The following is a 21,379-nucleotide window of genomic DNA, read 5'->3' on the forward strand; positions in this document are numbered from 1 at the left end:
TTAAATCCCTCCTCTGTCCTTAAAATTTGTCCCCTTTTCTGAATAAAGAATACTACAGAATTTCATTTATTCTTTCAAGACGCTCTCTTACTTCTTCCTGTAGATACTCATCGTCTACAAGTTTACTGTAAACCTCTTTTGCTTCTTGTACTAAGCCTTCTTCAAACAATAGGTCTCCGTATTCCTTTAAGAAGGAAATTTCCTGGTTAAAGTCATTATATGCTAGACGATATTGATTTAATGCCAATTCATAATTTTCATTTCCATAATATGCTTTACCTAAGTCCCAATTAAAATGAGGATCTGAAGCTCCATGCTCAATTGCTAGTTCAATTATACTAATTATGTCATCAAAATCTTCTTCTTCGAAAAGAATTCCGACTAATAACTGAACTGCCTCTATTAGCGAAGGATCATAAATTAATGCTTCCTGTAAATGTTTTTTACTTGCATCTAAATTCTTCAATTTACGAGCTAATTTTGCTGCTGATAAAAGGCATTCTACATTTGTTTCATCAACAAGTAAAGCTTTTTGTAATATATCATAGCCTTCTTCAATTTGGCCTTCAAGATCATGTGCTTTACTTAGCCATAAATGTGCTACTAAATATTCAGGATCAAAGAAGATTGCTTCCTCGAATACTGGAATTGAGGCTGCATAACGTTCAGCTTGAAATAGTGTAATGCCATATCCTAATAGTGTATGGAAGTCTTTTGTTTTCTGAATTCCTTTTTCATAATATGAAATTGCATCTTCCCATTCACCTTCAGCACTTAAACATTCAGCAAGTCTTAAATCTTTATTTACTCCACTCACTTCAATTTCTTGATTAGCAAGTTTTTCGTAAAATGGAATTGCTTTTTTATAATCATATTTACTAAAATAATACTCCCCTAGTGCAAAATCTACTACAGGTTCATTCGGTAAAATTCTTTTTGCTTCAAATAATTTTTGTTCTGCTACTTCATCAAGACCTTGAACTTGATATAGATCAGCCATTAATAATAGTGCTTGAACTCGACTTTCACTCTCATCTTTTATGGCAAGTAAAATCTCTAAAGCGTCGTCTTCTAAATCAAGATCCAACAATATTTCTGCATACATTATTTTAAGATCATCGTCGTCATCATATAAGTAAACTAAATCTTCAATGATATTTTTCGCATCTTCCACAAATCCTAATGATTGAAAAAGAAGTGCTGCTTCGTATTTTTCTTCATCGTTAGCGCTTTTTAAATTCTTTCTTAATAAATTTAATCCCTTTTCAGTTTGACCGTTCTCTATTAACTGAACAGCTTCGTATAAACTCATTCTTACACCTCATATGACTACTTAATTAATTCATTTAATTGCTCTTTAAAGTTCGGAAAAGATACAGCTATACATTCTGTATTTTCAATAATTGTATCACCTTTAGCAAGTAATGCAGCAATTGAAAGCATCATTCCCATTCGATGATCTCCATGTGAATTTACATTAGCACCTATTAAAGAACTATTCCCTTGTATAATCATACCATCTTTTGTTGCTTCAATGCTTACACCAAGATTTGTAAGTTCTGTTACAACAGTCTGGATACGATCCGTTTCCTTTACTCTTAACTCTTCAGCATCCTTAATAATGGTCTCTCCATCTGCTAAAGCTGCTGCTAAGGCCAAGATTGGTAATTCATCGATACATGTAGGAATTTCAGCCCCACCGATTACAGTTGATTTTAAATTGGATGATTTCACTCGTATATTCGCTATTGGTTCTCCGTTTACAACTTTTTCATCCTCTAAAGTAATATTGGCGCCCATTCTTTCTAGAACTGTTAATATCCCTGTTCTGGTAGGGTTTACCCCTACATTTTTTAACAATATTTCGCTATTAGGAACAATCGAACCTGCTACTAAGAAAAATGCAGCTGATGAAATGTCTCCTGGTACAATAACATCTGTTGCAGTTAATTCTTGGTTTCCGTTAATCGAGACTTTGTTTCCATCAACTACTAACTCACAACCAAATGCATTTAGCATTCTTTCAGTATGGTCACGAGACTTTTCTGGTTCAGTCACAGTCGTTGTACCTTTTGCGAATAAACCAGCTAGTAAAATTGAAGATTTAACTTGTGCACTTGAAACAGGAGAAGCATAAGAAATACTATTCAGTGAACCTCCTCTAATAGAAATAGGTGTATATGTAGCGTCTTCACGTCCATCTATAGAAGTTCCCATCATTTTTAAAGGTTTTGTAACTCGTTTCATTGGTCTTTTACCAATGGATTCATCACCAATAATAACTGAATGGAAAGGTAAACCACATAATATTCCCATCATTAATCTTGCTGTTGTTCCCGAATTTCCTACATCAAGTACTTCATGTGCCTCTTTAAGTCCTTCAATCCCTTTACCATAAACGGCTACTTCATCTTCTGATACTTCGATTTGTACACCTAATTTTCTAAAACACGCAATCGTACTTAAACAATCTTCACCTAATAGAAAGTTAGTAATTTTTGTAGTCCCTTTCGCTAATGATCCAAACATAATTGCTCTATGAGATATTGATTTATCTCCTGGAATTGTCACATCACCAACTAAACGGATTTTTTCTAACTGGGAATTTCTCATCATAGTCACCTTATCTAACCTTTCTATATGTATTTACATTCCATTTTTTATTAAATCAAACCTTTTTTTTCTCTGAAATTCTATTCGACGAATTGTCCTATGAATTTCATTTTTATTGATTTAGTTAGCCTAATTTAGAAAAAGAAAATGATATTTTGATTTAACTTTTGATCAAAACACCATTTTCAGGTAAGTATTATGAAATTATTTGTTTTAAAAAACGATCTAAATTTTCTTTTATAAAGTCTTCCTCTAATTCACAAATCACTGGATTCCCAAAACTTTTTAAGATTATATATTTTATTTTCAAATCGATATTTTTCTTATCTTGTTTCATTAGATTTAAAATTGGTTCTAATTCTAAATTTGAATAAACAGGATAATTCAATCGATTATACCAATTTAAGATCTCATTAAATCTTAAGTCAACCTTAAAGAACTGTTCACTCAAATAGATTGAAAATAAAGTTCCAAATGCAATTGCTTCACCATGAGTTGTTTTAGCATAGCCTAAATAAGCTTCAATTGCATGCCCAAGTGTATGGCCTAAGTTTAAAAATGCTCTTTCTCCTGTTTCTCTTTCGTCCTTGGATACAATTTCATTTTTTACACTTATTCCCATCGTCACACATTTTTCAACTAACTCATCATCTAACTCTTCAAGTGAAAGAATATGCTCCATTAACCAATTCAAATTGTCGTTAGAAGAAATCATAGCTTCCTTACTTATTTCAGCAAAACCTGATCTCCATTCCTCTATTGGCAAAGTAGTTAAAAAGCTTAATTCATACAATACTAATTCCGGCTGATAAAATGCGCCAACTATATTTTTAGCTTTTGCAAGGTTTATAGCTACTTTACCACCTATAGCACTATCGTGGGCTAGTAAAGTAGTAGGTAATTGGATAAAACGAATACCACGCATATAAGTAGCTGCAACAAATCCTGCTAAATCACCAACTACTCCCCCACCTAAAGCAATTATTAAACTATTACGATCTAATTGGACATCAAAACAATAGGTTAAACAATTTTCGTATATAGCAAAACTCTTACTTTTTTCACCATGTGGAATGATAAAGTGTTCAATTTTATTTTTTTTACTACAATTTAGTAGTACTTCTTCTAAATAAAGTGGAGCAACTTGATCATCTGTAATGATTAGTATTTTGGAAACTTTAGGAACTAAGCTGTCCAACTTTGACTGTAGTTCACTTAATACTCCAAACCCTATACAAACATCGTATTGTTTAGAGCTTGTATTTACAGTTATCACATTCATTAAAAATTCCTCGCATACTCACGGAAATCTTCAATATTACGTTTTAAACGCTCAAGTTGATCTGATTCAAATTGTTCAATAATTGCTTTTGCAACTTCCCAAGCAACAATATGCTCTGCTACGACACTTGCTGCAGGAACAGCACAGCTATCAGAACGTTCGATACTAGCTTCATAAACTTCTTTTGTTTCAATATCAACGCTCTTTAGCGGCTTGTAAAGCGTTGGGATAGGCTTCATTACTGCTCGAACGACAATTGGCATACCAGTTGTCATACCGCCCTCAAAACCGCCAGCACGGTTCGATAATCGGTAGTAGCCTTGTTCTTCTGAATATGCAATCTCATCATGAACTTCACTACCTGGTAAGGATCCAGCTTGAAACCCGATTCCGAATTCTACACCTTTAAAGGCATTGATGCTTACAATTGCACCTGCAATTTTTGAATCAAGTTTTCTATCATAATGAACGTAGCTACCAACACCAGCTGGCATACCTTCAACGACAACTTCTACAATCCCACCAACTGAATCTCCATTTTGTTTTGCATCATCAATTAATGTTTTCATATTTTCTGTAGCTTCTGCATCTATACATCTTACTTCTGAGTTTTCAGCTCTATTATGTAAGTCTTCTACATTTTTATAATCTAAATTTTTTGCTTTAACGCCACCAATTTCAATAACATGGCTTGCAATTGTGATTCCTAGCTCACTCAACAATTTTTTTGCCACTGCTCCAGCTGCAACACGTACAGTCGTTTCACGAGCTGAAGATCGCTCTAAAACATTCCTCACATCTCTAAAACCATATTTTATAGCTCCATTTAAATCGGCATGCCCTGGTCGAGGTTTTGTAATGCTTCTTTTTCCTTCGTATTCTAGATTGTCCAAAGGTTCAGGACCCATAATATTAGTCCAATGTTTAAAGTCGTTATTTTCAACAACCAATGCGATAGGAGAGCCTAATGTATAACCATGTCGAACACCGCTAGTAATTTGAGCAGTATCCTTTTCTATTTGCATTCTACGCCCTCTTCCATATCCACCTTGACGTCTACGAAGTTCAACATTTATTTCTTCTGCTAAAATTGGCAAGCCTGCTGGAACGCCTTCAATAATTGTAGTTAATTGTGGACCATGTGATTCACCAGCTGTTAAATAACGCATTTCAACACCTTCTCTTTATGTAAGTTTAAAATTATTTAGTTACTACTATAGCACAACCTATTCTGAATTTAATATTAAAAAAGAGCCATATTTGGGCACTTTTTTGTTTTTTTTCAAAAAAATGAATTATTCAGTAGAAAAACTTAATTTTCAACATTTTGATTGTGCAATCTTTTTAGCAATATTTCAAAACAAGAAAAACTGATTCGATGAGCCTTCTCGGCACAGTCTTTAAGCTGTACCGAGATTTCATCCAACACTTGAATTCTTTTACCTATTTTAAGTTGATATTCGTTTTTATCCTATTCAATTATTTTTTGTCATGAACCATTCTCATTGCTAAGGCATTTGAGTCTTTCGATTAATCCTGTACCATTTATAAGATCGTTTTTAATTTCACCGCTCTCTTTTAGTAGATAATTTTACTATGATTGAAGCTTTGCACGGAAGTCTTTTAACTCAAACATGAATTCTTCAAATTGTGGGATATTCATTTGTTGAGCTGAATCTGATAAAGCAACTGCTGGATCAGGGTGTACTTCAGCCATTACTGCATCTGCTCCAATTGCTAATGCTGCTTTTGCTGTCGGTAATAATAAGTCCTTACGACCTGTTGAATGGGTAACATCTACAACTACTGGTAAATGTGTTTCTTTCTTCAAAATAGGTACTGCTGAGATATCTAATGTATTTCTTGTAGCTTTCTCGTAAGTACGAATTCCTCTTTCACAAAGAATAATTTGGTCATTTCCTTGCGAAATAATGTATTCTGCAGCATTTATAAATTCTTCAATTGTTGCTGAAAGTCCACGTTTTAATAATACAGGTTTATTTACTTGCCCCACTGTTCTAAGTAAATCAAAGTTTTGCATATTACGTGCACCAATTTGAATTACATCAACGTATTCTAAAGATCTTTCAACATCATTTGGATTTAGTATTTCACTTATTACTGCTAAATCAAATTCATTTGCCACTTCTCTTAAAATTTGTAGTCCTTCGTATCCAAGTCCTTGGAAATCGTATGGAGAAGTTCTAGGTTTAAATGCACCGCCTCGCATCATTGTTAAACCTTGTTGTTTCATAGCTTGTGCTACTGCACGTACTTGTTCGTAGCTCTCAACTGCACAAGGCCCCATTATAAATGATTGAGAACCATCACCAAGGACAATATCATTTTTCACTTTGACAATTGTATTGTCAGGCTTTTTCTTTCTTGAAACTAAAAGAGCTTTTCTGTGATCATCCTCTTGTAGTTCTAAGCTTGCTTGGAAGATGGTCTTGAAAATATGTTGTAATGTTGAAGTTTCAAATGGACCTTCGTTTACATTTGCAATCATATCTAACACTTCACGCTCACGAACTGGATCGAAACGCTTAATACCATGTTTAATCTTTTGCTGACCAATTTCTTGAACAACTTTTCCACGCTCGTTTAATAATTCAACGATTTTTAAATTAATCTCATCAACCTTATCACGTAATTTCACTAACTCATTATTTGTACTCATTTCCTTATCCCCCTTAAAATTTAAAAATACAATTGTCCAACACCTCTTCATTTCATCAAGAAGTAGGCATGTAAAAAATAAAAACAAAAAGTCCCTACTGAATAAACAGTAGGGACGAATTATTTAATCGCGGTACCACCCTAGTTGTGAACAAAAACTCTGTTCACCACCTTCATTTTGTTAACGATCAAAATGACCGTTTCTATTTTCATTAAATGAAATAGAAATTGCTCCAAGAATGTAATTCAGCATACCTTATGTACTGACTCGCAGCTTCCGTCAGCTCTCTTAAACAGGGAAGTTATGCCTACTGTGCTCTTATCAACGCAATATATTAAATTATCAAAAGATTCATTAAAAAAGTTATTAATGATGATTATAAGCAGATTTAAAGAGGCTGTCAATGCATTATTTTTTTACATTTTTTAACTTTTCCACTTTTTGCTTACTCATAACAATCCTTCTTAAATTCATACGAAAATTTATCCACAAGTCTAGATTTTAATAATTTCATAAATAAAAAAGCCAGCAATTAAGCTGACTTCTTCGAGTAAAACTATTTTATTAGTATACCCACTCTTTAATAAGCTTAGAGTATTCAACTAATTCATTTTGATTGAAGAAAATTCCGATTTCACGTTCTGCACTAGCAGGTGAATCTGAACCGTGAATAATGTTTTTACCTACAGTTGCAGCATACTCACCACGGATTGTTCCTGGTGCTGAATCTTTTGGATTTGTTGCTCCCATCATTTGACGAGCGGTAGCGATTACATTTTCGCCTTCCCAAACCATAGCGAATACTGGGCTTGAAGTGATGAAGTCTACTAACTCACCAAAGAAAGGACGTTCTTTGTGCTCAGCATAGTGAGTTTCAGCTTGTTCTTTACTCACTTGCATTAATTTAGCTCCAACTAATTGGAAACCCTTTTTTTCAAAACGTGAAACGATTTCACCAATTAAGTTACGTTGTACACCATCAGGTTTTACCATTAAATAAGTTCTTTCCATTATGCTCTACCTCACTTGATTTCAATTATGTATAAACAACACAGTTAGAATAGTAACATCAATTTATAAAATTATCAATAGTTTAAAATCTTGTTATATTGTAAAAATTGAAATCGCTTCCAGATTTTTGATTAACTTTACTAAATATAACTAAATAACAGGAATTCTATACGTATCTAAAAAGCCAAAAGAGGCAGTTGTAAATGCACTAGCATTTTCCCCGCCTCTAGTTTTTTCGATTTCCAATATTTTTAGCAATTAATATTAACATTTCCTTTGCTTCACTATTAGGAAGGCTATTGATACTGTTTAAAGATTTTTGTAAATATGCTTCACTAACTTTTCTTGCTTCTTTAATATATGTACTTTTCCGAATTTGATTGATAAGAGGTTTAACAGTTTCCGGATCGATTCCTTCATAAATAGATTCAATTTTCTCTTTAAGAGCTAAATCATTCATCGCAAATAAGACAGGTAGTGTAATATTCCCTTGAATTAAGTCACTACCTGATGGTTTCCCTAATTCCTTCTCAGAAGCCGTAAAATCAAGAATATCGTCCATAATTTGAAATGACATACCTAAATAGTATCCGTAATCTTTTAAACATTTTTGAAAAGCTGGAGAGGCTCCTGATGCAATTGCACCAATTTCACAACTCGCTGAAATTAAAAGTGCAGTTTTTCGTTTAATTCTTCTTAAATAACATTTTAAATTTTGGTCAAAATTATATTTATCCTTTATTTGTTCAATCTCACCTAAACAAATCTCTAAAATAGTCTCAGATAATTTTTGATGGGCCAATGGGATTTCGATTTCTGACATACATTCCAATGCTTTTGCAAATAAAAAATCCCCTGCATACATAGCAACACGATCATTGTAAGTTGAATTGATTGTCGGTTTACCTCTTCGTAAACTAGCTTCATCAATTACATCATCATGAACTAAAGATGCCATATGTATGATTTCCAAAGTAGCTGCTACATTTTTAATCGATTGAAGGTTATATTGTCCAAATTTAGCACTAAGCAATACAAAAACTGGTCTAATTCTTTTCCCACCAGATTCAAGCAACTGTATAGATGCATTTTTCAAAATTGGCTGCGTTGAATTGACTACTTTATGAAGCGTGCTTTCAATCTCATTAATGTCCTTTTTTAAATAAGAATATTTCCATTTAACCTTCATTCCGTTCACCTTACTATTCATCCCATTTTCTCGCTTTTTTGTAACTAGCTTTTTGGCTTAACACCTAAGTGCATTGCTGCTACACCAAAAGTATAAGGTTTAATTTTTATTTTTTCTAACCCTGCTTTTTTGAAAAGATTTGCAAGTTCATTCATTCCTGGAAACGTGCTTGCACTTTCTTGTAACCAAGAATATTCTTTAAAACTTTTAGCAAATATTTTCCCAAAAATCGGCATGATGTATTTAAAATACGCTTTATACACATGTCTAACACCAAATGCAGTCGGTTGTGATGTTTCTAAACAGACCACAATACCTCCAGACTTAACGACTCTTGTCATTTCCTTCAACACTGTATAATAATCTGGAACATTTCTTAAACCAAATCCAATTGTAACAACATCAAAATAGTTGTCCTCAAATGGTAACTCCATAGCATTTCCATGAATTAATTTTACTTGTTCTAAGTGCATATTTTTAACTTTTTCTTCACCGATAGATAGCATATTTTTACTAAAGTCTAAACCTACTACTTCTCCATCTTTTCCAACTGTATTTGCAAGTGCAATTGTCCATTCACCAGTACCACAGCATACATCAAGCGCTTTCATACCTTTTTGAACATTCATAATTTTCATAGTTTGTTTACGCCATGCAATATGTCGTCTAAAACTAATAATACCATTCATTGTATCATATTTATTGTAAATCTTTTCAAACACGTCATGTACGCGTTCTTCTTTTGATTGAGTCATATAAACCCCCACTAAACTAATTACGATTACTTCTATGTAGATTAATTTTGTAATTGTATTATTTTTGATAATTCTTCTTTTGTTTTAGCTAAATCAACAATCCCCATTATTCTTTGAAATTGGGTAATAAAATCAGAGCAGTTTTCAACTGATGATCGTTCGAATTCTTTTTTCAGTCTTGACATTAAACATTCTTGCTCAATATGCTTTATTGATTCTTCAGCTGATATAAATTTTGCAAAATGTACAAGTATAGTTGATTCGATTATAGTTATGCAGTTGAAAAGATCTTCTAAGGAACTAAATTGTTCGTGAACTAGATTGATCTTCTCTTCATTCATTTCCTTAACAGCATATGAAAGTTCTCGTATTAATCCAATTTCACCAGTTTTAGATAGAGCATCGTAATATAGTCCACTATATAGGTCCCCTTCTAAAACGGTTAATTGTTTCTTTTCACGATCCATTGGTGTAACTTCATATGTTGATACCTTTTCATGTGTATCTAATGCAATTTGATGAATCATCAAGGCTTTACAATAATGCACAATTTTATCACTCGTAAAATTGTGTTCTTTTAATAAATTTATTAATAAAGTAACCTTTACATCATCAATGGTCGGTGCCTGAAGATGTTGATTTAAATATGGGTGTCTAATCGTATGTAATATTTGAGTGATTACTTCATTTTTTAACTCGTGAATACTATTCATTATTTCCATCCATTCCATTTATAACTGATTTTTTCATTATACCATAAGTAGTTTAGATGGTATAAGTTGATTGCTCAATCAACTTGCATTATTTATAAATGAATATTTTAAAAAAAGCAGGACTCCCGGCTTTTTAGACTGCCTGTCAAACGCCCTGCTTTTTGCTTATTTGATTCTATTTAGTTGAATGAATCATTGCAAGGATTTCATTTCTTCCTTGCACATCCTCTTTAAGTGAGCCACGCACAGCAGTCGTAACAGTTTTTGAGCCTGGTTTTCTTACTCCACGCATAGACATACACATATGTTCTGCTTCTACAACTACCATTGCTCCATGTGGCTGTAGTACTTCCATAATAGCATCAACTACCGAGGAAGTAATACGCTCTTGTAGCTGAGGTCTTTTAGCTACTGTTTCTACAGTACGTGCTAATTTACTTAAACCAGTTACTCTACCATTTCTAGGTATGTACGCTACATGTGCAACTCCGTAAAATGGTAATAGATGATGCTCGCACATTGAATGGAATGGAATATCTTTAACAAGAACTAATTCTTCATGATCTTCACCAAATACTTTATGTAAATGAGCTTTTTCGTCTTGGCGCATACCAGAGAATACTTCAGCATACATTTTCGCAACCCGTTTTGGCGTTTCGTAAATTCCTTCTCTATTTGGATCATCACCGATAGCTTCGAGAATTAGACGAACCGCTTGTTCAATTTTTTCTAAATTAACTTCATTCATTAATTGATCCCCCATGCTAAAAAAAATTCTAATATTCACTATCAGATTCGTTTTATTTTAACATAATTCTTTTTTTATAGGCAAAAAAAAGAAGGATACTTTCTTTTTTGACACCTAAACTTAAGCCTTTCTTTGTCCAAAATTATTTATTGGTCCCAAAAACAGAAGACTTTTTGGACTTTTTTAGCAAAAAAAGAAGGATGCTTTTATTAGCATCCTTCTTTTTCGCTTAAATTATGTAATTATTTTACTGCATCCTTAAGCGCTTTACCAGGTTTGAAAGCTGGAACTTTACTAGCTGCGATTTCGATTTCCTCGCCAGTTTGTGGATTACGTCCTTTACGAGCTGCACGCTCACGAACTTCAAAGTTACCAAATCCGATTAATTGTACTTTATCCCCGTTTTGTAACGCACCAAGAATTGATTCGAATACAGCGTCTACTGCTAAAGTAGCTTGTTTTTTAGTTAATTCACCAGCTTCAGCAACTGCATTGATTAAATCTGTTTTGTTCATGTCTTTCACCTCCTCCCAAAATTTTAGATGTTTCTTAATTTCATTTGTGACCAAAATTTTAAATTTTATACAACAAATTCCAATTAATTTCTTTGTCATGCCTTATATTATACGATTCTACGGCTTTTTTCAATATGTTTTATAAGAAAATGTTGGAATTACTCGAAAACAGGTGGTGATTTTTCTGAAAAGTTCATTTTTCTTCTTCAATTTTCTTATAAGTACTTCTGAAAGTATGATAGTTACTGAATTAATCGGCATTTTTTTAATTTTTTTGATGATTTTTAATAAATTTATTTTTGTTGAATTTTGTCGAATGAAATTTATTTTTCTTTGCTAATTTTCTGTGATTTTTTTAAAAATTTCATTTCACCAAATAAAATAGGACTTTCAGATTTTTTAAAAATTAGTCTTTATATTTCGCTAAAACAAAAAAATCAGATGGTTTTTACCACCTGATCAATTAATGATTAAAGGATAATTGCAATTAAGCCGCCACTTCCTTCGTTAATAATTCTTTCTAAAGTTTCTTTCAATTTATATCTTGCATTTTCTGGCATTAGTGAAAGTTTCGCTTGGATGCCTTCTCGTACGATTGAACTTAAAGAACGTCCAAATATATCTGAGTTCCAAATTGATAATGGATTATCTTCAAAATCTTGCATTAAGTATTTAACAAGTTCTTCACTTTGTTTTTCAGTTCCGATGATTGGTTCAAACGTTGACTCAACATCAACTTTAATCATATGAATTGAAGGTGCTACTGCTTTTAATTTGACCCCAAATCTTGAACCATGGCGTATAATTTCTGGCTCATCTAAGCTCATATCTAAAAGCGAAGGTGCAGCAACTCCATAGCCGGTTTGTTTAACCATTTTTAAGGCATCTGCTACTTGATCATATTCTTGTTTAGCATGAGCAAAGTCTTGCATTAATTCTAATAGATGATCTTTACCGCGAATTTCTACTCCCACTACTTCTTTTAAGACTCGATCATATAACTCATCTGGTGCAGATAAATCAATTTCTGCAACCCCTTGCCCCATATCTATTCCAGCAAGTTGAGCATGTTCAATAAATTCATAATCACTAAATTGGCCAACTACATAATCTACATCTCTTAATCGCTTAATATCTTTAACTGTTTCTTGAATTGCTTCTTGGTAGCTTTGGCGTAGCCAGTGATTTTCTTTTAAAACTAATACCCAGCTAGGTAAGTTTACGTTCACTTCAAGGACTGGGAATTCGTATAAAGCTTCGCGAAGTACGTTCATTACATCTCCTTCGCGCATTGCTTCAACACTTAATGCGATGACAGGAATATCGTACTTTTCTGATAGTTCTTGTCTAAGTGCTTCTGTATTAGGATGATATGGCTGAGAAGAGTTAATCACCATAATGAAAGGCTTTCCAACTTCTTTTAATTCAGCAACTACTCGTTCCTCTGCTTCGATATAATCGTATCTAGCTATCTCTCCGATTGTGCCATCAGTTGTTACAACAACTCCAATTGTAGAATGCTCTTGAATAACTTTTCTTGTACCGATTTCTGCCGCTTCATTAAATGGAATCGGTTCTTCATACCAAGGAGTGCTAATCATTCTAGGACCATTTTCATCCTCATATCCTTTAGCCCCTGGCACACTATAACCAACGCAATCTACTAATCGAATATTTACATCTAACCCATCCGCTACATGAATTTTTACGCCTTGATTCGGAACGAATTTTGGTTCAGTTGTCATTATTGTTTTACCTGCAGCGCTTTGAGGTAATTCATCATGTGCTCTAGCACGATCAGCTTCATTTTGAATATTAGGGATTACAACAGCTTCCATAAAGCGTTTAATAAATGTTGATTTACCAGTACGCACAGCACCTACAACACCTAAGTAGATATCTCCTCCTGTGCGCTCGGCAATGTCTTTAAAAATATCTATCTTTTCCATGTGTTCCCCTCCCGATTTATCAATACATGGGAATAATTGACTTGAAGTAGTATACCTATGACAATATCATTCTATGATGTTGTCCTAGTGAGTTATGACAAGATTTTTTATTTTTTCTTTTTATTCACTTGGGATCAAATAAAATAATCCTTCGATAAAATGTATTCTTTTATCAAAGGATTATGATTTATATTATTTATTTTTGTTCTAAAAACACTGGTTGTCCATCTTTAATCGTATATGGAAGTGAGTATGCAGGCACGATTGGAGAGTCTTTTACTAAAATAGAACGAATATCTTCACCGAACTTATAATTTTTCGCTTCTTTTATTTTTGCATATAAATCACTTGAATAGTCAACATAGAACTCCCCATCATTCCCCATGATAATTGGTAAGTTCTTATTGCTATAAGGACTTACTACGAACGGTTCTTCCTTGAAACCCATCTTTTTATAGTTTAATAGAAAAACACCATTAGCCAATGTTTTCTTGATTGGTGGGTATGTATGTTTATCTTTATAAACTTGTACTCTTAATGAAACATCTCTTAGTTTCTCTGCAATTCTAAGATCGACTAATTTAACAGTCGGATTCTTCTCTGCATCTACTAATACGTACTGGAAGATACCACCATTTTCATAAGAATTACCGGGTGCATCACTTAAATAACCAGGTGTTAGTTTTGTAAAATCAATTGGATATTTAATATAAATAGGTGTATTCATATCCTTGTTTTTTATAGGTAACATTCCTGAATTGTTTTCCTTAAATTTATTAATTGCAGTTTGAACTGATTGCAATTGATCATCATATGGTACTTGATTTTGTGCAAGTTTATCTTGTGGATATAAACAGCCACTTAATAGACTTATAACAAAACACATTAGAATGGAAAGAAATAGCTTTTTCATGTTAGTCCCCTTTATTCTCATTAACTAGGCCAGCTTAATACGATATATGTAATTAAAATCCCTGAAATAATTAAAGACATATATGCAATGAAAGCTGTAATCATTTTTAAAAATTTTATTTTTATTTTGTTTCTACTCAAGAAAATTAAAAATAATGATAAAAGCATTAATCCGATTCCTACAAAAGAAATAATTTCATTAATATGTGCCGCGTTCATTATGTTCCCCCTATGTATTTTCTACCATTATTATAGTATCAAAATAATCACATGATTTGAATTAAAATCTTTTTAATCCTATTAAGACATTATCGACTTATTTAATGCTTACGTATACTTGTCTGCTATAAATTTATTTCCAGCTTCATAAAAAATCCATTAGAACATATTCACTAGTTACAACCTTTACAACACCATCAAAATACCTCCTTGATAAAAACCAACCAAGGAGGACTTTATGACCATTCACATATTTAAAGGGACAAAATAAAAAGAAAGAAAAAGTAAAAATATACTTCTTCTTTCTTCGAAGCAAACTGGGGCAATTGCTTCGTAATCATCCTCGACTAACACCCACCAGAATACATCCGGTATAAGTCATTCTATAGTATGCGAAAATGTATGATTATGCACTAAATACATCGCTGAAGAATAAGCCCAATTATTTTTGTTTAAACATATTTGTTAATGATTGAAAATCTAATGGCATATTATTTGTAACAATTGCTTGAACGATTTTGTCTTCTTTTTCCTTAGAAACTTGACGACCTGTCATCAATGCAATTTGACGAACTAGTTTTCTAACAGTTGCTTCATCTTTAAAGTTTGCATCTTTTACTGAATCAGCGACTTTAAAAATATCTGATTTGCTTACATTTGCTTTCTTTTCAATCTTATCGAAGAAACCATTTGGATTATTATTAGTCACCATTCAAACCTCCTTCTTTTCTATACAACATATGCTATGCAAAAAAAGAGAAATGGTGAAACGCCTATTTTAGTCCAAAAAAGAAAAAGCACTAAAACAAAGTTTTAATGCTTTCAGACTGTTGACAAACGCTCGCTTTCTTCGTTACTTCGCCTGTCTGCGGTGCTCATTACCGTCTAATTCCGCTCCTCACCAGGCTTCGCGCCTCGAAAGACAAGCGCTTGCAATCAGTCTGAAAATCAATGTTTTTGTACTTTGTTAACAAATTAAAAGCACTAAAACAAAGTTTTAATGCTTTTAATCTGATTGTATTTACATAAATTAATTACTCAGCAAGATCGCTTATATAATTTGAAGTACTTTCGCCCTCATGTTTTTTTACACGGGACATAAGTGCATCAACTGCTAATTTTGGATTTTTATTTTCAAATAATACTGCGTGTAATTCATTAACAATTGGCATCTCTACATTTACTTGTTTTGCTAATTGATATGCAGCCTTAGTCGTGCGAACACCTTCAACGACCATGCCCATATTATCTAATACTTCGTCTAAAGATTTGCCTTTCCCTAATAAATTACCAGCTCTCCAGTTACGGCTATGGACACTCGTACAAGTTACGATTAAATCGCCCATTCCTGTTAAACCAGCAAAAGTTTGAGTATTAGCTCCCATAGCCTTACCTAAACGGATTATTTCTGCAAGTCCTCGTGTCATTAAAGCCGCCTTCGCGTTGTCGCCATATCCAAGCCCGTCAGTAATACCAGCAGCAAGAGCGATAATATTCTTTAATGCTCCACCAATTTCTACACCAATTACATCTTCGTTTGTGTATACACGGAAATAACCATTTGAGAATAATTCTTGAACAATTTCCGCATCTTCCATATTTTTAGATGCCGATGTTACAGTCGTTGGATGTCTTAAAGCAACTTCTTCAGCATGACTTGGACCTGATAATACAACTACTGATTTTAAGAATTTCGATTCAATTTCTTCAGCGATCATTTCTGAAACACGCTTAGATGTGTCAGGCTCAATCCCTTTACTTGCATGGATTATTGTAACCTCGTTCGTTAATTCATTATTTAATTGTTGGCAAACTTCTCTTATTGCTTTAGTTGGAACAACAAGCAAAATATAGTTAGCTCCATTTATAGCTTCCTTTAAATTAACCGATGCCTTTAAATTTTGAGGTAAATTAATTTCTGGCAAGTATCTTTTATTAGTATGCTGTTCATTTATTTCATTGATTTGTTCGGATTTATTTCCCCATAAAGTAACCGTATGCCCATTATCTGATAAAACCATGGCTAAAGCAGTACCCCAACTACCTGCACCTAAAACAGCGATTTTTTCCAATTCAACACTCCCCTTCATAAAGAATCCATATGTTACATCGAATTAAGCTCGTGCACGACCGATAATCCTTATTGGAGATCCCTCAAAATCAAAAGCATCTCTAATACGATTTTCTAAGAAACGCTCATAACTAAAGTGAAGTAATTCAGGATCATTTACAAAAACAACAAATGTAGGTGGTTTAATTGCTACTTGAGTTGCATAATACACTCTTAATCTTTGCCCATTATGTGTTGGTGTTGGATTCATCGCAATTGCATCCATGATAACATCATTTAATACATTTGTTGGAACGCGTAAACTATGGCTTTCACATGCTTTATTAATCATTGGTAATAAAGTTTGAGTTCTTTTCTTCGTTTTAGCTGATAGGAATACAATTGGAGCATAATCTAAGAACTGGAAATGTGCTCGAATGTTTTCAATGAATTCATTCATCGTTTTTTCATCTTTTTCTACTGCATCCCATTTATTTACGACAATAACAACTGATCTACCTGCTTGATGTGCATATCCAGCAATTTTCTTATCTTGTTCGATAATACCTTCTTCACCATCTAATACGACTAAGACGACATCTGATCTTTCAATTGCACGTAAAGCACGTAATACGCTGTATTTTTCCGTACTTTCATATACTTTACCTTTTTTTCTCATACCAGCTGTATCGATAATGACATAGTCTTGGCCATCTTTTGAATAAGGTGTATCGACAGCATCACGTGTAGTTCCAGCAACATTACTTACAATTACACGTTCTTGACCTAATAATGCATTTACTAAAGAAGACTTCCCTACGTTTGGACGACCAATTAAACTAAATTTAATTGTCTCTTCATCGTAATTTTCATCTTCTTGATCAGGGAAGTGTTTTACAACTTCATCAAGCAAATCACCCAGTCCTAAACCATGTGAACCTGAGATTGGAAATACTTCTCCAAATCCTAATGCATAAAAATCGTAAATATCGCTTCTCATTTCAGGATTATCGACTTTATTAACTGCTAATACTACCGGTTTTTTTGTTTTATAAAGAATTTTAGCAACTTCCTCATCTGCCGCTGTAACACCCTCACGGCCATTTGTTAGAAAAATAATAACATCCGCTTCATCAATTGCGATTTCAGCTTGTTGACGAATTTGCTCTAAAAATGGCTCATCACCAATGTCAATTCCACCTGTATCGATTAAACTAAATTCTTGATTTAACCATTCTCCTGAACTGTAAATACGATCACGAGTAACCCCTGGAATATCTTCTACAATTGAAATTCTTTCTCCCACTATCCTATTAAAAATAGTTGATTTCCCTACATTTGGTCGTCCAACTATTGCAACTGTCGGTTTAGACATTTAATTCATCCTTCCTAGCATAACTATGTACCATTTAAATCATCTAAATGAGTTTTAGTTTAGTTTTAAAAATTGATTTATTTAAATAACTTATCTATTTTAACAAAAAATATGAGAAAAGACCAATACACTTCAACTTTTTAGTAATTTTCTATTTTTGAGACTTAATTTTGATCCATAAATTACTATGAATTGAATTGCTGACAATAATAAAATGGACATAAATAACGTATCAAACCAATTCAAATCTCCAATTATATATTTAAAATTAATCGACTTAAACGTAATATAATTAAAAATGTCTCCCTGAACTAGACCAATCGTTATATAACGCATTTTTTCATAATAGGATTTACTTAAAAAGAAAGTAAGTAGTATTACTAAAAATGAACTAATTATCTTCTCATCAATAAAAAAACTTGCAGGATCATAAATCGAAAGCATTGTAACTACACTAAATGTCATGCCTATAATCAGGCCTTTAAAGAAATGAATAATTTGTTCAATTAAATTTAATAAACTAATAAAGTAGCTTATGATAAAAATTATAATGATATATGAAAAATTTATATCAATTGAAAATAGATCAATTGTGTAAGCTGAACAGCTGATTAATATAAGCACTCCCGCTAAATACAAGAAATTCTTCTTAGTTCGATCCCGATAAAGTAAAAGAATTAATACAATAATCCAAGAAGTAATGATAAATAGACTACCTTGCACACGAAAACCTCCTAATAGTACTAGTATGAACAATTCATATTTCAAAAATAATCAAATAGAAAAGAAAGTGTATAAGAAGTTGCATTTAAAACGAATCTATAAATGAGATTTTTTTGGAGGTGAATCGAGTGGGAAAAGATCGTCAAGAAAAGAAACTTAAACAATCTAGAAGAGTTGAATCTGATCGAGATCAAAGCATTCATAACAAAGGTGCTACGCGTTTAGACACACCTGAAGAAGCAAGAGCAGAAAATCAACATAACTAAAGTACTCTAAATAAAAATCCTTCAGCAAATGGCTGAAGGATTTTTTATTATTTTTTAAATTTATTTAATTTATCACCAAGTAGTTCGCTTAATTGGAAACCACTTTCACTTGGCTGTACGTATTTAGCAATATCTTCTTGAAGTTCAGCTTCACCAGCTTCTTTAATGCTTAATGATAAGCGTTTTTCAGTAGGATTAATATCTAAAACTTTAACTTTTACTTCTTGACCAACTGTTAGGACTTCGTTTGGATTTTTAATATGTTTATCAGCAATTTGAGAAACATGAACTAATCCTTCAATTCCATTTTGAACTTCTACAAATGCACCAAAGTTTGTAAGACGTTTTACAGTCCCTTCAACTACAGCCTCTGCTTTAATGCTTGGATTTAATTGATCCCATGGTCCTGGCTGAATTGCTTTCATTGATAAAGCAATACGGTTAGTATCTGTGTCAATTGAAAGAACTTGAACTTTTACAGTATCTCCTACAGCTACAATCTCTTCAGGCTTTGTAACTCGTTTATGAGACATTTGAGATACGTGGACTAATCCATCAATTCCACCAATATTTACAAACGCTCCGAAATTTGTTAATCTTTCTACTTTACCTTCAACAATTTGCCCAACCTTAATAGAAGAGTATGCTTGACGGCGATTTTCAACTTCATTTAATTGCTCAACAGCTTTATGAGATAGGATTACTCGATTTTTTTCGCGGTCTAGTTCTTCAATCACTACTTCAAGCGATTGACCAACATAGCTTCCTAAATCTTCAACGAATTTTTTTGAAACAAGTGAAGCCGGAATAAATCCACGAACGCCTACGTCTGCAATTAGTCCACCATTTACTTGCTCTGTAACGATCACTTCAAAAACTTCTTTACTAGCTAATTTTCCTTCTAATTGTTCCCAAGCTTTAACTGAATCTACGGCACGTTTAGAAAAAACAACTGAATCTTCCTCAACTTTAATAACCTTTAATTCAATTTCTTGTCCAACAGTTAGCGCGTCACTTACATTTTCAATATGTACGTTTGAAATTTCTTTTATTGGAAGAATACCATCTGTTTTTCCACCGAAACCTACGATTGCTTGCTTATCTTCAATTTGTTCTACTACACATGAGATAATTTCCCCAACTTCTGGCATTACTTTTTCAACCATGTCATATTCCTCCTTATGTTTTAAAAATGGATAGACCAATTATGTATTATCCTCTTTTACCTTCTAATAAATAAGCAGAAAAGTCAAGAAATCTGATGACTAATTCTTCTAAATATTTTTTATTTTACCTTCAACAATCGTTAATATTTCATTTACAACATCATCAATGTTTTTAGAAGTAGTATCTAATGAGATTGCATCATCAGCTTTTTTCAATGGTGAAACTTCTCTTTCCGAGTCAATTCGGTCTCTTGTTGCTATTTCTATTTTCAATTGCTCAAAGTCACTTTCAAAACCGTTTTTGACATTTTCGATATGTCTTCTTTGAGCTCGTTCATCAACAGAAGCAATCATAAATATCTTAACTTCTGCATCAATTAATACATGAGTCCCAATATCTCTACCATCCATTACAACCCCACCATTTACGGCATATTCACGTTGTAAATCCACCATTTTTTCACGAACTAAACTATGTTTTGCAACAAATGATACGTTTCTAGTTACTTCTGGTGTTCTTATTGGCTCTGAAACATCAACATCATCAATGAAAACTTTTTGAGTTCCTTCTTCTGGGATTAACTTAATCGTTATATTTGAAAGTAAGTTACTTAATTCCATCTCATTATTTACATCAATATTGTTTTTGATTGCTTTAAAGGTTAGAGCACGGTACATTGCACCAGTGTCGATATATACATATCCTAATTTTTTTGCAACAATTTTTGCAACTGTACTTTTACCAGCAGCTGCAGGTCCATCTATCGCTATACTAATTTTTTTACTCATAAGTCCTCCTACATAAAAAAAGTGCTACTTTAATAGCAACCTTTAATCTTATCATGTCCTAAAAATATAAAAACAAATAAAAATAAAGCAGGCTAGCCTGCTTTATTTTATATTACCATATGATTCCGACGAATTCATCTATTTACCAATATGATTATATACTTCTCTCGTTACGTCCTTAGCTTTTTGCGTAACGCCTTCATATAATTCAATTTTCGTTAAATAGACAGAAAGACTAGGGAATGATAAGACATATTGACTTATGACTAAACAAAATAATTGAATAATAATTAATTTAAATAGTATTCGTTCGATTCTTTTCATTTAAGATCATACCTTTTTTTATTACCAGTATGATTAGATTCAATTAATTTTATACACAATTTTGAATTTAATTTTTAATTCATCTAACTTTTAACAGTAT

At 32.7% G+C, this 21,379-nt stretch carries 22 protein-coding genes and 1 other annotated feature; of the genes, 1 reads left to right on the forward strand and 21 read right to left on the reverse strand.

Annotated features, from left to right (window positions below):
* Positions 1-52: 52 nt before the first annotated feature.
* From V5E38_RS11750 to V5E38_RS11835, 18 genes are all read right to left on the reverse strand, one after another.
* A complete protein-coding gene (locus V5E38_RS11750; protein ID WP_499213417.1) occupies positions 53-1,312 on the reverse strand; it encodes a tetratricopeptide repeat protein in 1,260 nt (419 codons plus the stop codon).
* A 17-nt stretch (positions 1,313-1,329) separates the two neighbouring features.
* A complete protein-coding gene (gene aroA, locus V5E38_RS11755; RefSeq protein WP_499213418.1) occupies positions 1,330-2,613 on the reverse strand; it encodes a 3-phosphoshikimate 1-carboxyvinyltransferase in 1,284 nt (427 codons plus the stop codon).
* A gap of 196 nt (positions 2,614-2,809) precedes the next feature.
* Positions 2,810-3,895: a 3-dehydroquinate synthase family protein gene (aroB, locus tag V5E38_RS11760; protein WP_499213419.1), complete on the reverse strand. Its 1,086-nt coding sequence runs from the start codon at positions 3,893-3,895 to the stop codon at positions 2,810-2,812.
* The gene (aroC, locus tag V5E38_RS11765) at positions 3,895-5,064 is read right to left on the reverse strand and encodes a chorismate synthase (RefSeq protein ID WP_499213420.1); all 1,170 of its coding nucleotides are present in this window, start codon (positions 5,062-5,064) and stop codon (positions 3,895-3,897) included. Before aroC ends, aroB begins: the two co-directional genes overlap by 1 nt.
* 425 nt (positions 5,065-5,489) lie before the next feature.
* Entirely contained in the window at positions 5,490-6,575 is a 1,086-nt protein-coding gene (locus V5E38_RS11770) for a bifunctional 3-deoxy-7-phosphoheptulonate synthase/chorismate mutase (protein WP_499213421.1), read from the reverse strand.
* A gap of 107 nt (positions 6,576-6,682) precedes the next feature.
* Positions 6,683-6,909: a binding site (T-box leader), on the reverse strand.
* 230 nt (positions 6,910-7,139) lie between these two features.
* Positions 7,140-7,586, reverse strand: a complete 447-nt coding sequence (ndk, locus tag V5E38_RS11775) for a nucleoside-diphosphate kinase (RefSeq protein ID WP_025671395.1) — start codon at positions 7,584-7,586, stop codon at positions 7,140-7,142.
* A 226-nt stretch (positions 7,587-7,812) separates the two neighbouring features.
* Positions 7,813-8,775: a heptaprenyl diphosphate synthase component II gene (hepT, locus tag V5E38_RS11780; protein WP_387327841.1), complete on the reverse strand. Its 963-nt coding sequence runs from the start codon at positions 8,773-8,775 to the stop codon at positions 7,813-7,815.
* Positions 8,776-8,819: 44 nt separating this feature from the next.
* Positions 8,820-9,530, reverse strand: coding sequence for a class I SAM-dependent methyltransferase (locus tag V5E38_RS11785; protein ID WP_499213422.1), 711 nt, complete (start codon positions 9,528-9,530; stop codon positions 8,820-8,822).
* A gap of 41 nt (positions 9,531-9,571) precedes the next feature.
* The gene (locus tag V5E38_RS11790) at positions 9,572-10,243 is read right to left on the reverse strand and encodes a heptaprenyl diphosphate synthase component 1 (protein WP_499213423.1); all 672 of its coding nucleotides are present in this window, start codon (positions 10,241-10,243) and stop codon (positions 9,572-9,574) included.
* Positions 10,244-10,418: 175 nt separating this feature from the next.
* Positions 10,419-10,991, reverse strand: coding sequence for a GTP cyclohydrolase I FolE (folE, locus tag V5E38_RS11795; RefSeq protein ID WP_335414089.1), 573 nt, complete (start codon positions 10,989-10,991; stop codon positions 10,419-10,421).
* A gap of 242 nt (positions 10,992-11,233) precedes the next feature.
* A complete protein-coding gene (locus V5E38_RS11800) occupies positions 11,234-11,506 on the reverse strand; it encodes a non-specific DNA-binding protein Hbs (protein WP_056466694.1) in 273 nt (90 codons plus the stop codon).
* A 470-nt stretch (positions 11,507-11,976) separates the two neighbouring features.
* Positions 11,977-13,455 (reverse strand): stage IV sporulation protein A, encoded by a 1,479-nt coding sequence (gene spoIVA / locus V5E38_RS11805; RefSeq protein WP_499213424.1) that lies wholly within the window; start codon positions 13,453-13,455, stop codon positions 11,977-11,979.
* A gap of 196 nt (positions 13,456-13,651) precedes the next feature.
* Complete coding sequence (locus V5E38_RS11810) at positions 13,652-14,368, reverse strand: YphF family lipoprotein (protein WP_499213425.1); 717 nt, start codon at positions 14,366-14,368, stop codon at positions 13,652-13,654.
* A 20-nt stretch (positions 14,369-14,388) separates the two neighbouring features.
* The gene (locus V5E38_RS11815) at positions 14,389-14,586 is read right to left on the reverse strand and encodes a DUF2768 domain-containing protein (protein ID WP_056466707.1); all 198 of its coding nucleotides are present in this window, start codon (positions 14,584-14,586) and stop codon (positions 14,389-14,391) included.
* Positions 14,587-15,028: 442 nt separating this feature from the next.
* The gene (locus V5E38_RS11820) at positions 15,029-15,298 is read right to left on the reverse strand and encodes a stage VI sporulation protein F (RefSeq protein WP_056466710.1); all 270 of its coding nucleotides are present in this window, start codon (positions 15,296-15,298) and stop codon (positions 15,029-15,031) included.
* A 322-nt stretch (positions 15,299-15,620) separates the two neighbouring features.
* Positions 15,621-16,658 carry an NAD(P)H-dependent glycerol-3-phosphate dehydrogenase gene (locus tag V5E38_RS11825; protein WP_499213426.1) on the reverse strand — a complete coding sequence of 346 codons (1,038 nt, stop codon included), beginning with the start codon at positions 16,656-16,658 and terminating at the stop codon, positions 15,621-15,623.
* A gap of 42 nt (positions 16,659-16,700) precedes the next feature.
* A complete protein-coding gene (der, locus tag V5E38_RS11830) occupies positions 16,701-18,011 on the reverse strand; it encodes a ribosome biogenesis GTPase Der (protein WP_097979290.1) in 1,311 nt (436 codons plus the stop codon).
* A gap of 132 nt (positions 18,012-18,143) precedes the next feature.
* Positions 18,144-18,734, reverse strand: coding sequence for a YphA family membrane protein (locus V5E38_RS11835; RefSeq protein WP_499213427.1), 591 nt, complete (start codon positions 18,732-18,734; stop codon positions 18,144-18,146).
* Positions 18,735-18,862: 128 nt separating this feature from the next.
* Here V5E38_RS11835 and V5E38_RS11840 point away from each other — a divergent pair, with 128 nt between their 5' ends.
* Complete coding sequence (locus tag V5E38_RS11840) at positions 18,863-19,000, forward strand: YpzI family protein (RefSeq protein ID WP_069031858.1); 138 nt, start codon at positions 18,863-18,865, stop codon at positions 18,998-19,000.
* A gap of 47 nt (positions 19,001-19,047) precedes the next feature.
* Here the strand turns inward: V5E38_RS11840 and rpsA are convergent, their stop codons facing one another.
* The 3 genes from rpsA to V5E38_RS11855 form a co-directional block, all read right to left on the reverse strand.
* Complete coding sequence (gene rpsA / locus V5E38_RS11845) at positions 19,048-20,166, reverse strand: 30S ribosomal protein S1 (protein ID WP_499213428.1); 1,119 nt, start codon at positions 20,164-20,166, stop codon at positions 19,048-19,050.
* Between the two features lie 108 nt (positions 20,167-20,274).
* Positions 20,275-20,955 (reverse strand): (d)CMP kinase, encoded by a 681-nt coding sequence (gene cmk, locus V5E38_RS11850; RefSeq protein ID WP_097979287.1) that lies wholly within the window; start codon positions 20,953-20,955, stop codon positions 20,275-20,277.
* A 138-nt stretch (positions 20,956-21,093) separates the two neighbouring features.
* On the reverse strand, positions 21,094-21,279 hold the full coding sequence (locus tag V5E38_RS11855) for a DUF5359 family protein (RefSeq protein WP_069031855.1): 186 nt from the start codon (positions 21,277-21,279) through the stop codon (positions 21,094-21,096).
* Positions 21,280-21,379 lie beyond the last annotated feature (100 nt).

Origin of the sequence: Rossellomorea sp. GAMAL-10_SWC (assembly GCF_049568075.1) — a bacterium.
In the GTDB taxonomy this organism is placed as follows: domain Bacteria; phylum Bacillota; class Bacilli; order Bacillales; family Bacillaceae_G; genus Gottfriedia.